We start from the raw sequence: 13,473 nt of genomic DNA on the forward strand, positions 1-13,473 counted from the left end.
GTGGCGCCGAGTACGACTGAGAACCGATTGATGGTCCTCTCCATTCGGCCCGAGCACGTGACCAATATTCTCGCCGGGACGAAGACCGTCGAACTCCGACGTACTCGCCCTCGGATCGAGCCGGGGCAACCAGTGGCGATCTATGCAACTGCACCGATGTCCGCCGTCGTGGCGACCTGCGAGGTCGACAAGGTCGTCAGTGGTCGGCCGACCACCGTTAAGCGTGCGGCTCTGCGAGATGCTGCTATCTCAGCACGGGAGTTCGACTCCTACTTCCGTGGGACTTCTTGTGCAACAGCACTTCACTTGGCGAGGGTGACAAGACTGAGCCCTGTCGTCACCCTGGCCGAGCTGCGCTCGCGCCGCATGTACCACCCACCACAAACGTGGCACTACTTCACGGATGTCACGCTCCGTGAACTGGTGGGTGACCATGAGTCGTACGTTGTTCTGACAGCACTTCTGCGCTGATGATTCTCACAGTCGCCGCATGAGCGGCAGTGGCGTGTCCCCATCTGCTCCATCAGCATGCTCTCGATGGAGCAGGCGAGATCGCTGATGGGTTGCAGCGTGTCGGAGCCGTCACCCCACCCGGTGTTGTCCGTCTTTCGCTGATCGACAGCCCAAGCCCGATGAGTTGACCCTTCCGCGATAACTCGCAGCTGGGAGCAATCCGGCCACTGATCCCGAGGCAATGACGAGGCTCATCGAAAGTGCTCAGCGATGCTCATCGAATCTGCTCACTTGTGAGCGGCTCCTACTGTAGCGGCCGGCGGGTGTCGGCGGTGGCGGTGCGTTGGTCTTGCGATCGTGCGTGGTGGTCACGCAGGCGGTAGGAATCGCCGTCGAGTTTGATCACGACTGAGCGGTGCAGCAGGCGGTCGAGCATGGCTGCGGCGACGGTGGTGTCGCCGAGCACTGCACCCCATTCGGCGACCGATCGGTTGGTGGTGACCACGATCGAGGTTTTCAAATAGCGTTGTGCCACAACCTGAAACAGTGCGGATGCCGCTTCGGCGGGCAACGGCAGATACCCGAGTTCGTCAATCACCAACAGAGTTGGGCCGGCGAAGAACCGCATGGTGGTGGCCCACTCGCGGGTGTCGGCCTCGGGGATTCGATGGACGCCATCGAAGCGATTGCCGCCGATGTCCGTGCCGAAGGCGTGCGGTCGCAGGCCATGGCTCTCGACATCACCGACGCTGCCCGGTCGGAGGCGGTGATAGCCGATGTGGTGAGCCAGTTCGGGCGACTGGACATTCTCGTCAACAATGCCGGGGCCGCAATCGGTGTCGGCGATTTCGCCGACGTCCCAGACGGGGAGTGGGAGCTCTCCTGGCAGGTCAACGTCCTCGGTGCGACACGAATCTCCCGACTCGCGGTGCCGCACCTTGCCCAGCACGGCCACGGCGCGATCGTCAACGTCGCCTCGACCGCGGGGCTCATCGGCATTGCAGGCTACGGTGCATACAACGTCGCCAAGCACGGCGTCGTCGGCCTGACCAGACTGCTTGCGGCAGAACTCGGTCCGCGCGGCATCCGGGTCAACGCAGTCGCACCGGTGACGGCGCTCATCGAAATTCCCCAGTGATGCTCATCTGAATTCCCCACCCGTGTGGCTCCGCCAGAGTAGGCGGGCCTCCCGTGATGCTGATGGTCTCTGACCACTCACCAGCACACGGGAGGCCCGCTTTCATGTTGACACGGGAGGAAGATGTGGAAGTACATGCTTTGCATAAACGGGGGTGGACGATCTCGGCGATCGCCCGCCATACCGGGCACGACAGGAAGACGATCCGGGCCTACATCAACGGCGATCGCGTTCCGGGTGAGCGCAAGAAGCCGGCGGTCGATCCGTTCGAGCCGTTCGTGGCCTATGTGCGGGCGCGGTTGGTCGAGGATCCGCATTTGTGGTCGCGTACGTTGTGCGACGAGCTCGAGGATCTGGGCTACACGCAGTCGTATCAGACGTTGACCCGCCAGATCCGCCAGCTCGGGCTGCGTCCCCGGTGCGAGGAGTGCGCGCAGGTGACCGAACGCGCGAACGCGGTCATCGATCACCCGCCGGGTGAAGAGACGCAATGGGATTGGGTTGAACTGCCGAACCCTCCTGCGCAATGGGGTTGGGGTGCAACGGCATTCCTGCTTGTCGGGTCGCTGGCGCATTCGGGTCGCTGGCGCGGCTATCTGGCGCCGGATATGACCCGCCCGCAGGTGATCGCCGGCCTCGACCGCATCACCCGCCGACTCGGTGGTGTCACCAAGAAGTGGCGGTTCGATCGGATGGCCACGGTGTGTCACCCCTCGACCGGGGCGTTGACCGCCGAGTTCGCGGGCGTGGCCAAGCATTACGGCGTGTCGGTGGCCGTGTGCCCACCCCGGCGTGGAAATCGTAAAGGGGTGGTGGAGAAGGCCAATCACACTGCCGCGCAACGGTGGTGGCGCACTCTGCCGGATGAGATGAGTGCGATCGAGGCGCAAGCCAGTTGCGACACGTTCTGCCGGACCCGTTCCGATGTGCGGATGCGGCGCACCAAAGACGGGCGGGCGAACGTGGCCACCGTGGCCGCACGCGAGCCGCTGAGCGCCCCGCCAGCGGCCCCGTATCCCGCCACGGTCACGGAGGACCCGGACCGTGTCCCGGCAGGCGCTGGTGGCGTGGCGAGGCAACCAGTACTCGGTGCCCCCAGAACTGGTGATGAGCGAGGTGACTGTCAGTGAACGTCTCGGTGACGGGCACATCGACATTGCCACCGAGTCGGGAATCGTGATCGCCCGCCACCGCCTGGCCCTGGCCGGGGCGGGGGCACAGGTTCGTGACCACGGGCATGTCTTGGCTCTGGATACCTTCGCCAAGGCCGCCACCGCCTCGGCCACCGGGCGGCCGCATCGCCGCAAGGAACGCATCCCACCCGGCCAGACCGCACGCGATGCAGCAGAAGTATTGCGCCACAACAACACAACCAACACCACCACCGACGATTCCGCCGAGACGTCGGTGATCGATCTCAGCGTCTACGAACGCGCCGCACAGAACAGGACCTCCCTTCCATGACCACCACCAACAACTTGACCCGAGTTAGCACGTCCAATACTGTTGAACCGCAACCACAATCAGCGGTCTCGGTGTATCAGCAACTGCGTGGGCACCTCGCGGTGCTCAAACTCGACGCCGTCGCCGAAGCATTGCCGCAGGTGTTGCAGACCGCTGGCGAGCAGGACTGGTCGATGACCCAGACCCTCGAGCACCTGCTGGGCATCGAGGTCGATGCGACCGAGGCCCGTCGACTGGCCGGGCGGTTGCGGTTCGCCTGCCTGCCCACCCCGGCCACCCTCGAGGGGTTCGACTACGACGCCGCGCCTGGTGTGGACCGGGCGCTGATCTGCGAACTCCGAACCTGCGCCTACCTCGAGTCAGCGACCAACGTGCTGCTCGTCGGCCCACCCGGGACCGGCAAAACGCACCTGGCCGTCGGGTTGGCCCACGCCGCGGTGCACGCCGGATATCGCACCTATGTGACCACCGCGGCCGACCTCGCCGCCCGCTGCCACAAAGCCGCGATCGAGGGCAGGTGGGCCACCTGCATGCGGTTCTTCGCCGGACCGACTCTGCTGGTGATTGACGAACTTGGTTATCTTCCGTTGCCCGCCGAAGCCGCATCCGCACTATTTCAGGTTGTGGCGCAACGATATTTGAAAACCAGCATCGTCATCACCACCAACCGGTCAGTCGCTGAATGGGGCGAAGTCCTCGGCGACACCACCGTCGCCGCGGCCATGCTCGACCGACTCCTGCACCGCTCAGTCGTACTCAAACTCGACGGCGACTCCTACCGACTCCGCGACCACCACGCCCGCACCCAAAACCAGCGGGCAGCTACCGCGCCGACACGCAGATCGCTACAGTAGGAGCCGCCCACAGGTGGGGAATTTCAGTGAGCACACCTGAGGAATTTTTCTGAGCCTCGTCACCGGGGTTCATCCACACCGACATGGGTGCCGCCGAACTCGAGATGCTCTCGGACGCAAGTGACACATCGGTCGAGGACGCCACCCAGGCGGCGGTGAGCGGCATCCCCCTCGGCCGACTCGGCACCGCCGATGACGTGGCCGAAGTGGTCGCCTGGCTGGTCTCCAGTGCAGCGTATGTGACCGGGACGATCATCCCGATCGACGGCGGAAGCGGACGCTGAGCAAGCTGGGCCGACCCGTCACCGCCATTCGGGATCACTGAGACACGCTGCTTTTCAACAGATATCGGTGAACTCAATCGCGCCATCACCGGGCGTCGTCCTGCGCGCATCACTGTGATCGCCGCATCGACGATGGCCTGGTGGTGGTCGGGTAACCGCACGGATTCGGGAATGGGGAGGTAGGGGCGGGGCCGCGCACTCCGGCTGTCGAAGTCTCGCGGTGCCACACTCGTTCCTCGGCGATGCCCGCCGTAACGCCCGCACCGACCCCGAAGTCCCCCCGCTCCCTCCTGCGCGACAGTCAGGTCGCCGTCCTCGACTGCGGTGCCGGGGCTTGCCGTTCGTGCGCCGCCGGATCTCGGCGACACCGCTGATGGACGTGGGGATCTTCGTGTGGACTCCTCGGTGAGGGTGGCCGTGGTCACCGATCCGGGAAGCGAAAGCCGCTGTCGTGCCGTATCACTGGTGGAATTGAGACAATCCCGGTGGGCACGGCGGAAGCCGGTGTCGGCCAGGCTAGGGTGTCATACCGTTGACGCCGACGTGCTCCCGCCGTCGGCGACGGATCACCCGAGAGCGGAATACCAGTCCTGTGCAGACCTTCGAGGTTATCGTCCAGATCCTTCTGTTCATCGCGCCCCTGGCCATCAGCGTCCGCTACGGGCCGATGGCCCTGATCGGATGTTCGGCGGTGTCGGTCTTCATCATGGTGGAGATCATGCGGATGGAGCCGGCATCACCGCCGTTGTCGGCGGTGTTCATCATCCTGTCGGTGATCTGTGCGACCGCCGCACTGACGGCCGCCGGCGGAATGGAATGGCTGGTTCGCCTGGCGGGCAAGGCGATGCGCAGCCATCCGCGCAGCATCCCCGTCGTCGGACCGCTGTTCGTCTGGCTGTTCACCGTCATGTCGGGGACCGGGAACATCACCTTCGCGCTCGTCCCGATCATGTACGAGGTGTCGTATGCGGCGAAGATCCGTCCCGAACGCATCCTCGGTACCGCGGTCGCGGTCTGCCAGCTCGCCCTGATGGCCAGCCCGGTGGCCGCGGTCACCTACGTCTTCCTCACTCTCACCGAGCCAGAGGGGAATACCCTCCTCAAGACGCTCGCCGTGACCATTCCCGCATCACTGATCTCCACCGTGCTGACGTCGATGGTGATGTCGCGGTACGGCAAGGATCTCGCCGACGACCCGGAGTATCAGCGGCGGCTGGCGGCCGGCGAGATCGAACCGCCGAACACCGATGCCGACGCCGCCGAGGATCTGCCGCCGCTGCGTGATCGTGCGCCGTGGAGCGCGTTCATCTTCCTCGGCGGCGTGATCTGCGGGTGCATCCTCGGGTTCTTCGAACCGTTGCGGCCCACCAATCAGGTTGTGCAGGCCGATGGTTCGGTGCTCGACCACACGGTGTCGATGGCCTTCATGATCCCGATCACGATGTTCGCCGTCGCCGGGCTGATCATGATCGTGTGTCGGGTCACGACCCAGGATGTGATCGGTCAGCCGATCATCGGTACCGGTCTCATCGCCGCACTGCTGCTGGCGTCGGTGCCGGTGCTCGCAGGCACGATCCTCAACGCGCACATGGACCAGGTGGCGTCGTTCGTCGGCAGCGCGATCGGGGTGTCGGTGGCGTTGTTCGCCCTGATCCTGTTCCTGCTCGCCTCGCTGATCCAGAGCCAGGTCGCGTCGCTGACGATGCTGGTCCCGGCCGCGTTGGCCGGGGGCCTGGCCGTCGGCCCGATGACCGGCATGCTCGGCGCCGCCAGCGGCAACAACCTGCTGGCCTCGATGAGCGGTCTGGGACAGGCGTGCATCCTCACCGACAAGACCGGCTCGACCAAACAAGGGTCGATCCTGATCAACGGGTCGTTCTTGCTGCCGATGCTGCTGGGATCGGTGTTCGCCATCGCACTCGGGCTCGGCATTCAGGCCTTGGTGTACTGACCTGTACCGGCTCGGAGTGTGCCGGTGCATGCCGTGGACTTCGGCTGCGAATCCTGAACATGGTGGGCCGGTTGATCGAACGTGAGCTGGGTTGATCGGGCCGCCGACGCGGCGAGAACGCGACTCGGCCGTCGATGCGGTCGATGCGGTCGATGCGGTCGATGCATCGGTGAATCCCGAAGCCCGGAAGCCCCGAAGTCGCAGCACCGTGAACAGGCGCGCTGATCACCGCGGTATCCAACCGCATCGGTGGCACAGGTGCGGTTGGGTACCGTCCGATCAACCCCGGACACGCGGACTCGCGATCGCAGCCTTCCTCCTGCAGTACCCGACGAGTTTCCCGATATCGAGATCGCCTGCAGCGGTCGGGTGTTCGCACAAGAGCTCGATGGCATGTCGGTAGAACGATGCGGGCGGCATGCCGAACTCGACGAACACCTCGTCGTCGCCACCACCATACGGTGCCCAGCGGGCAAGGAACCGAACCACCTCTCGTGTATGGGTGGCGGAGTAGCGTTCGTTGCACGACGGTGCGGCAAGTGACCGTGTGTCTGTCACCGGACCCCCTCAGTGCGCACTGGCCATGAACTCGATGAGCACGGTGGAGAACGTGACCGCCACAACCAGCGCGACACCGAGAAATCCGAGTGCCCACAGCTTCGCATTCAAGAGCGGAAGTGGGGATGCGGAATCATCGACAGGTGCCGAATCCCTGGAATGGGTTTCTTTCATGAGCCTAGATGTCCTTCCGGTAAATGATGTCGACGAGGACTCCGCCGATCGCGCAGATGGTGACGATGATTCCGCAGATCACCCATCCGACTCCCCCGCCGGAGTCTGCATACCAGCCTTGAGCGAAGATGACGATCAGTACGGTGAGGAGCATCGAGCAGATCGCCACGAGTCCGAGTAGGCGACGGTACTTGGCCCTCCGTGCTGTGGCCAGGTATTCATCGACCAGCTCGATGCTGGGCAAATGTGTTGTGTCCGACCGAGCGGTCTGGGTGGGTTGCATGGTTCTGGTCATCACTCTCTGTGTTGTCGGGTGAGATCAACCGCGGATGCGCGCGATGTAGGACTTGGGCTCGGTCACGATCACGAGTGCGCCGATGACCGTGCAGATCGAGCCGATGATGATGATGGCGCTGAAAGGTGCGCCGTACACCGTGAGCGAGAAGAACGATATGAAGAAGAATGCAAGAGTATTGGTGAGTACCCCTCCTCGGACCGCACCGGCATAAGAGATGCCGATGTAGTAGCCCATGATGATCCAGATGGCCCATCCGAATCCGATGACGGCGCCGAATGCGATGAGTCGCGGGTCGCTCCAGGCCTGTGCCGCGATGGTACGGCCTTCGGGGAACAGGATGAAGAGAAGGATGTTGGCGATGATCAAGCCGAAGAAGGCACGCCACCAGAGAAAGCCCTCCGCCGGCATGAGGTCGGTGCCCGCGGAGATGGCAAAGCTCTCGAAACCCCATGTGAGTACGCCACCGAAGATGATGAGTAGGCCGACCGTGAAGTAGATGCCGTGCGTGGGAGCGTTGACCTCTCCTCCCGAGACCGCGAGCCAGATTCCCACAGCAAGGGCGACGAGACCGATCAGCGTGGTGGGACGCAGGATTCGTTCGCGATACAGCGTTGCGGCCACGATGGCCCCGACCACGCCGGCGAGGCCGCCGATGGCACCGGCGAGCGCGCCTCCGATCAGTCCCGACGCAGCGGCGAAACAGATGTCGCCGACAAAGCCGCCGACCGCAACGAAGAGGTTCCACCAGCTGACGCGGTGCCCCAGGACACGCCCGGTATCCCGCCATGTGCCGGTGACCGTGAGGAACAGCGCGATGGCGAGGACGCCGAACGGTACCTGCAGGACGGCCACGAGGGTGAAGGCGCCGGTGGGTGCCTGTGCGTTGAACGGCGGTGCGCCCACGATACTGCCGAGGAGCCCGAATGCGAGGCCCAGAGATGGTGCGGCAAGAATCGCGTAGATCATGCCCATACGCGTCTTCTTACCGTCTCCCAGACGGGATTGCTCGGCGAGATCGACCGCCGATCCGGGGAAGGTCATGAGTTGCCTCCGGTCGCGAGAATCGTGCTCAGATCAGTGGGGAGATAGCGATTCAGGTTGAGCTGGTACTCGATCAGCGGCCGGGCGCTCGCGGCGAGCCGGTAGCGCCGGATGATCTGACCGCTGTGCTCGGCAAGAGCTTCGGTGGTCAGCCACCCCACCGTGCTCAATCCGATCAGATCCTCACGAAGCCCACTGAGGTCGCGAGCCGGGTAGTGCTGACGGAGAAGGCCGAACAACTGGTGTTCCCAGATCCCCTGTTCGTCGAGGTGGTACAGCACCATGGCTGCCTGATACTTGGGTGCAGGTTTCATTGATTCTCCTGAGGAAAAGCGCAATGGAAAGCGCTTGCCGGAACGATAGCGCGCTTGTGTGATCTACGTCAATGGTCCGAAACGAATTGGGGCAGAGGACCATTCCTGTGATCGTGGCGGTGGCGAATCCACGAGTTCGGAACACCATGTGCTGCTTCGGAACGCGAGGGGCCGAGTTCCGTCCTGGACGGAACTCGGCCCGATCATGCTGGAGCGCAAAATCATTCGCGCCCTAGTCGGTGAGAAGGGCAGGAGACCGCCGACTCCGGCCATGCACGCGAGGGAATCGGGGTCTCGCCTGACCTCAGACGGTCATCGCCGAGGTGGCCACGAGGATGTCTCGGAGGACGTCGTCGAACGGGCGGGCCCAGATGTCGGCATTGAAGATCTCGACCTCGATGTCGCCGCCGTAGCCCGCGTCGACGACCGCACGTGTCAGAGCCCGGAGGTCGATGTGTCCCTGGCCGGGTAGTCCTCGGGAGAGGAGGGCATCGGCCGGGAGCGGGGTGATCCAGTCGTTGATTTGATACGAGGATATCCGTTGCTGTACACCGGCTCTGGCCACCTGGGTGTAGACATCGGGATCCCACCAGATGTGGAAGGCGTCGACGACCACGCCTACCGTGGCCGCATCGAAATGCTCGGCGATGTCCAGTGCGGATCGCAGCGAGGAGATGACGCCCCGGTCGGCTGCATACATCGGATGCATCGGCTCGATGGCGAGGGTGACCCGAGCGGCCGCGGCGGCGTCGACGAGGTCGGCGACAGCGGTGGTGGCGCGTTCGCGTGCTCCCCGAAGGTCGGTCGACGCCTCCGGGAGGCCTCCGGCGACGAGGACCAGAACGGGCGCCGATCCGGCGGCACCTGCCGCGGCCAGCTGGGCGATCTCGTCGATCGCACGGAGATTGGCGTCGCGGGCCCGCTGCTGTTCCCCAGGATCGTCGGAGGTGAAGAAGCCACCGCGACACAGGCTCGAGACCCGAAGTCCGGAATCGGCGACCATCGTGCACGCGGTCGACAGACCGACGTCGTGGACGGGTTCGCGCCACAGTCCGATGGACGGGATACCTGCGGCCGCCGTCGCGGACAACGCCTGCGACAGATCGGCGCGTTTGATCGTCGCCTGGTTGAGCGAGAGTCGATCATGCATGGTCATGTGCCACCGCCGGTCCGATACCGACAGGCCGCGCCGGAGCGTCGACGCCGTGAAGAGCCAACAGAGAGTTCCACCGTGATGCCGCCAGATCCGGATTCTCCAGGGCACCGGCGTTGTCCGCCAACCGAATCAGTCGGGACAGGTGGGGGAGGCTGCGTGCCGACTGCAGGCCACCGACCATGACGAATGCGGGTTGATGGCCGTTGAGCCAGGCGAGGAACGCCACTCCGGTCTTGTAGAAGGCCGTCGGAGGACCGAAGACCTCACGAGCCAGATCTTGGGTCGGCTCGAGCAGTTGACGAAAGGTCGCCTCGTCACCTCGGTCGAGCGCGTGGAGGGCGGCGACAGCAACCGGTGCGCAGGTGGCGAAGGCACCGAGCAGTGCATCCGAGTGCGTCTCCCCGTCGCCGGCGATCATGTCCACATAGTTGAAATCGTCGCCGGTGAAGACGGACACATCTGCGGGCAACGTTCGGCGTAGGGCGATTTCGGTGTCCCCGTCGAGCAGGCTGACCTTGATCCCGGCCACCGATTCCTGGTTCTCGATGATGATCTGTTCGACGGTGTCGCGCGCCACCGAGGCGTCGGCCGAACCGAAGTACCCGGCCAGCGTGGGGTCGAACATCGGTCCGAGCCAGTGCAGGATCACCGGGGAGGAACACCGCGACAGCACCTGCCGATACACGTGGCGGTAGTCGTCGGGACCTTTGGCGATCCGGGCCAGATGTCGGCTCGCCATGAGCACCACTTCCGCGCCCTGACTCTCGGCGAACTCCAGCTGCTCGACATAGCCATCGACCACAGCCTGCAAGGACACGACGTCATCCTCGAGGTGATCGGTGTTGACTCCCACCACGATCGATCCGCCCACGGCTTTCGCCTCGGCTGTCGAGCGTGTGATCAGTGAACGGATGGCGGTCGGATCGAGTCCCATGTTGCGCTGGGCCGTATCCATGGCGTCGGCGACCCCCAAACCGCACGACCACAGGTGATGGCGAAAGGCGAGTGTGGAATCCCAGTCGATGTCGGCGGCGGAGTCGGGGACGTTGTTACCGGCGACCCGTGGCACGACGTGTGCCGCGGCATACACCCGGCGTGAGGTGGGGCGCCGAAGCACGGTCGTGACACCGATCTCGGGTGGCGACAGTTCGTGCGGACGCGTGGTACCGGCCTCGTCGATGAGGTGGATCGTCGGCATCAGAGGGCCACCGTCTCACGCTGCGGCACATCGAGCGAGATCTCCGGAACCGGAAGACGCCGACCGGATTCGGCGCTTCGGAGTGCTGCTTCTGCGAGCTGCACGCCGCGGGCACCGGACGCGAAGTCGAACGGGTGGGGTGCTCCTTCGACAACATGGCGGATGAACTGTTCCCACTGTGCTTTGAAGCCGTTGTCGATTGTTGCGTTGTCGGGAACAAGGCTCCAGTCGGCGCGGTAGTCGTGCGTCTCGCGCAGATCGGGATTCCACGTCGGACGTGGGGTGACCGAGCGATGCTGGACGCGGCAGTCGAACAAGCCGGCGACGGCACTACCGAGCCGGCCGTCGACCTGGAACTCGACCAGTTCGTTGCGATCGACGCGCACGGTCCAGCTGGAGTTGAGTTGGGCGATGATGTTGTTGTCGAGTTCGAAGATGGCGTAGGCGGCGTCATCGGCGGTGGCCGTGTACGGGATGCCGTTCTCATCGATTCTGGTGGGAACGTGGGTGGCGGTTGTCGTGTAGACGGATGTGACACTGCCGAACAGATACTCCAGTACGTAGCTCCAGTGGGGGAACATGTCGCTGACGATGCCTCCGCCGTCCTCGCTGCGGTAGTTCCAACTCGGCCGCTGGGCTTCCTGCCAGTCTCCCTCGAACACCCAGTATCCGAATTCTCCACGTACAGAAAGAATCTCGCCGAAGTATCCCGAGTCGATCAAGCGCTTGAGCTTGACCAGTCCGGGGAGGAAGAGCTTGTCGTGGACCACGCCGTTCTTGACACCTGCCCGTGCAGCGCGCCGTGCCAGATCGAGTGCGTCGTCGAAGCTCTCGGCGGTGGGCTTCTCGGTGTAGATGGCCTTTCCGGCATCGATGGCCTTGCGGAGTCCCGACACGCGCGCTCGGGTCACCAGGAAGTCGGAGTAGATGTCCCACCGCGAGTCGGCAAGGCAGGCATCGAGATCCGTCGAGTACTCCGTGAGTCCATGCCGCTCGGCGATGTCGGCGAGCTTGCGTTCATCCCGGCCGACCAGGATGGGTTCGACCTGAACCCTCGTGGATCCGTCGGAGAGCAGGACACCGCCTTGCTCGCGAATCGGCAGGATCGAACGCGTCAGGTGCTGGCGGTATCCCATTCGTCCGGATACGCCGTTCATGATGATTCCGATGGTGGTGGGCAGGGTCATGCTCGATCTCCTCTGTGATATCTCCATCTGTGATGGCAAGCGCTTTCCATAAAAGCACGCTGTACCGTTCGGCGGCAAGGATCGCGCACGCGACGGATGACTCTTCCCCGACCGCGATCGAGGGGACTCCACCGGGTGCGGGCGGAGGTCCGGATGGAGCGGGAGACGCAGGTGAGCAGCTATCGTGACCGTGGACGAGAGGAGCGCAGGATGGGATCCGAGGTCACCCTGCAGGACGTTGCCGAGCGAGCCGGGCTATCGCTTGCCACGGCCTCGCGGGTTCTCAACGGTGGCAAACGTGTCGTTGCGGCGGCAAGCACCGCCCGGATCATGCAAGCGGCCGAAGAGTTGGGTTACGTGTCGAACGGACCCGCGCAGGCGCTGGCCCGGTCGACCACGGCGGTGGTGGGACTGATCGTCCACGAGGTCGACGATCCCTACTTTGCGACGATCGCCAAGGGGGCGATGCGAGTCGCATCCGCACACGGCTTGCTGACCACGCTGGCAAACACTTTCGGCGATCAGGACCTCGAGGTCGACTACGTGCAGCGCCTCCAGGCTCAGCGGGTGCGGGCGCTGCTGCTGGCCGGTAGCCCACGTCTGGCCGACGACCAGCAGGCACGTTTGAACAGTGCGCTCGAGCGCTTCATCCGCGGCGGGGGGCGAGTCGCTGTCGTCGGCGATCATCGTGGCCCGTATTCTGCGGTACTGCCCGCGAACCGACGGGGTGCCGCGCAGGTGGCACGCCACCTCTTCGACCTGCGGCACCGCCGTATCGGCATCATCTCCGGTCCGGCGCACCTGACCACGGTGCATGAACGGTTGACCGGCTTCACAGACGCATGGGTCGATCTCGGCGGCACGCCCGACGACATCACGGTGGCCGACGGCGACTTCAGTCGTGATGGTGGATACTCCGCGATGATCCAGCTGGTCGAGCGGGCTCCGGAGGCGTCGGCCGTGTTTGCACTCAACGACCTGATGGCCATCGGAGCATTGGCCGCGCTGCATGATGACCTCGGTCGCGACGTACCCGGCGATGTGTCCGTGGTGGGCTTCGACGATCTGTGGATGACGGTGGATCTTCGGGTTCCGCTGACCACGGTGCGGCTGCCGTTGGAGGCCATGGGCACTCGGGCCATGGAGATGCTGGTCGGTGCCGACGCCGCGGTCGGTCCGCAACAGGCGCGGATGCCCGCCGACCTCGTCGTGCGCGCGAGTACCGGTCCGGCGCCGGTGTCTTCCTGACCGGTCGCCCGAACTCGTCACCGGTGCGTGTGTGGGGCGGACCCCGGTCATAGGACGGCCGCAGAGTGGCCCTTGCCACAGAAGGTCGCTGCCCGTACGCTAGCGGCAAGCGCTTACCGTCACTGATCCGGCAGTCGAGCTCACGATCGGGGCGC

12 protein-coding genes and 2 pseudogenes are annotated in these 13,473 nt (G+C 64.6%); 6 read left to right on the forward strand and 8 right to left on the reverse strand.

The genetic code is table 11. The features are described from left to right. Positions 1 to 757: 757 nt before the first annotated feature. A pseudogene (locus Q9K23_RS13655) lies at positions 758 to 1,093 on the reverse strand (ATP-binding protein); the annotation flags it as partial. A gap of 27 nt (positions 1,094 to 1,120) precedes the next feature. Between Q9K23_RS13655 and Q9K23_RS13660 the strand changes: the two are divergent. The 5 genes and pseudogenes from Q9K23_RS13660 to Q9K23_RS13680 all read left to right on the forward strand — a co-directional run bounded on the left by Q9K23_RS13660 (position 1,121) and on the right by Q9K23_RS13680 (position 6,144). Beyond that, on the forward strand, positions 1,121 to 1,591 hold the full coding sequence (locus Q9K23_RS13660) for an SDR family oxidoreductase (protein ID WP_020794314.1): 471 nt from the start codon (positions 1,121 to 1,123) through the stop codon (positions 1,589 to 1,591). Between the two features lie 104 nt (positions 1,592 to 1,695). Further along, positions 1,696 to 3,055 (forward strand): annotated as a pseudogene (locus tag Q9K23_RS13665) (IS21 family transposase). Next, positions 3,052 to 3,909 carry an IS21-like element helper ATPase IstB gene (istB, locus tag Q9K23_RS13670; RefSeq protein WP_305950156.1) on the forward strand — a complete coding sequence of 286 codons (858 nt, stop codon included), beginning with the start codon at positions 3,052 to 3,054 and terminating at the stop codon, positions 3,907 to 3,909. The pseudogene Q9K23_RS13665 and the gene istB overlap by 4 nt, the downstream one beginning before the upstream one ends. A 71-nt stretch (positions 3,910 to 3,980) precedes the next feature. Beyond that, a complete protein-coding gene (locus tag Q9K23_RS13675; RefSeq protein WP_261977745.1) occupies positions 3,981 to 4,193 on the forward strand; it encodes an SDR family oxidoreductase in 213 nt (70 codons plus the stop codon). A 592-nt stretch (positions 4,194 to 4,785) separates the two neighbouring features. Then, on the forward strand, positions 4,786 to 6,144 hold the full coding sequence (locus tag Q9K23_RS13680; RefSeq protein ID WP_053776600.1) for an anaerobic C4-dicarboxylate transporter family protein: 1,359 nt from the start codon (positions 4,786 to 4,788) through the stop codon (positions 6,142 to 6,144). 279 nt (positions 6,145 to 6,423) lie between these two features. On the opposite strand, the gene Q9K23_RS13685 is transcribed toward Q9K23_RS13680, so the two are convergent. The 7 genes from Q9K23_RS13685 to Q9K23_RS13715 all read right to left on the reverse strand — a co-directional run bounded on the left by Q9K23_RS13685 (position 6,424) and on the right by Q9K23_RS13715 (position 12,070). After that, a complete protein-coding gene (locus tag Q9K23_RS13685) occupies positions 6,424 to 6,702 on the reverse strand; it encodes a hypothetical protein (RefSeq protein WP_152972646.1) in 279 nt (92 codons plus the stop codon). Positions 6,703 to 6,880: 178 nt separating this feature from the next. Further along, positions 6,881 to 7,171: a hypothetical protein gene (locus tag Q9K23_RS13690; protein WP_053776599.1), complete on the reverse strand. Its 291-nt coding sequence runs from the start codon at positions 7,169 to 7,171 to the stop codon at positions 6,881 to 6,883. 24 nt (positions 7,172 to 7,195) lie between these two features. Then, entirely contained in the window at positions 7,196 to 8,215 is a 1,020-nt protein-coding gene (locus Q9K23_RS13695) for a DMT family transporter (protein WP_020790647.1), read from the reverse strand. Beyond that, on the reverse strand, positions 8,212 to 8,529 hold the full coding sequence (locus Q9K23_RS13700) for a hypothetical protein (RefSeq protein WP_152972644.1): 318 nt from the start codon (positions 8,527 to 8,529) through the stop codon (positions 8,212 to 8,214). Before Q9K23_RS13700 ends, Q9K23_RS13695 begins: the two co-directional genes overlap by 4 nt. A gap of 304 nt (positions 8,530 to 8,833) precedes the next feature. Continuing rightward, complete coding sequence (locus Q9K23_RS13705) at positions 8,834 to 9,685, reverse strand: sugar phosphate isomerase/epimerase family protein (RefSeq protein ID WP_053776598.1); 852 nt, start codon at positions 9,683 to 9,685, stop codon at positions 8,834 to 8,836. Beyond that, positions 9,672 to 10,883, reverse strand: a complete 1,212-nt coding sequence (locus Q9K23_RS13710; protein WP_020790641.1) for a dihydrodipicolinate synthase family protein — start codon at positions 10,881 to 10,883, stop codon at positions 9,672 to 9,674. Before Q9K23_RS13710 ends, Q9K23_RS13705 begins: the two co-directional genes overlap by 14 nt. Continuing rightward, a complete protein-coding gene (locus Q9K23_RS13715) occupies positions 10,883 to 12,070 on the reverse strand; it encodes a Gfo/Idh/MocA family oxidoreductase (RefSeq protein ID WP_053776597.1) in 1,188 nt (395 codons plus the stop codon). Before Q9K23_RS13715 ends, Q9K23_RS13710 begins: the two co-directional genes overlap by 1 nt. A 357-nt stretch (positions 12,071 to 12,427) precedes the next feature. On the opposite strand from Q9K23_RS13715, the gene Q9K23_RS13720 reads away from it, so the two are divergent. Further along, positions 12,428 to 13,318, forward strand: a complete 891-nt coding sequence (locus Q9K23_RS13720) for a substrate-binding domain-containing protein (RefSeq protein WP_305950157.1) — start codon at positions 12,428 to 12,430, stop codon at positions 13,316 to 13,318. The last annotated feature ends 155 nt before the right edge of the window (positions 13,319 to 13,473 follow it).

The sequence above is a fragment of the Gordonia sp. NB41Y genome, from assembly GCF_030718915.1.
GTDB classification, from domain to species: Bacteria; Actinomycetota; Actinomycetes; order Mycobacteriales; family Mycobacteriaceae; genus Gordonia; species Gordonia desulfuricans.

What these genes read in the sequence shown, in the direction of transcription:
- Q9K23_RS13660 (WP_020794314.1), top strand. Translation starts at nt 1,121, where the DNA reads ATGGACGCCATCGAAGCGATTGCCGCCGATGTCCGTGCCGAAGGCGTG.
- istB (WP_305950156.1), top strand. Translation starts at nt 3,052, where the DNA reads ATGACCACCACCAACAACTTGACCCGAGTTAGCACGTCCAATACTGTT.
- Q9K23_RS13690 (WP_053776599.1), bottom strand. Translation starts at nt 7,171, where the DNA reads ATGACCAGAACCATGCAACCCACCCAGACCGCTCGGTCGGACACAACA.
- Q9K23_RS13695 (WP_020790647.1), bottom strand. Translation starts at nt 8,215, where the DNA reads ATGACCTTCCCCGGATCGGCGGTCGATCTCGCCGAGCAATCCCGTCTG.
- Q9K23_RS13700 (WP_152972644.1), bottom strand. Translation starts at nt 8,529, where the DNA reads ATGAAACCTGCACCCAAGTATCAGGCAGCCATGGTGCTGTACCACCTC.
- Q9K23_RS13705 (WP_053776598.1), bottom strand. Translation starts at nt 9,685, where the DNA reads ATGACCATGCATGATCGACTCTCGCTCAACCAGGCGACGATCAAACGC.
- Q9K23_RS13710 (WP_020790641.1), bottom strand. Translation starts at nt 10,883, where the DNA reads ATGCCGACGATCCACCTCATCGACGAGGCCGGTACCACGCGTCCGCAC.
- Q9K23_RS13715 (WP_053776597.1), bottom strand. Translation starts at nt 12,070, where the DNA reads ATGACCCTGCCCACCACCATCGGAATCATCATGAACGGCGTATCCGGA.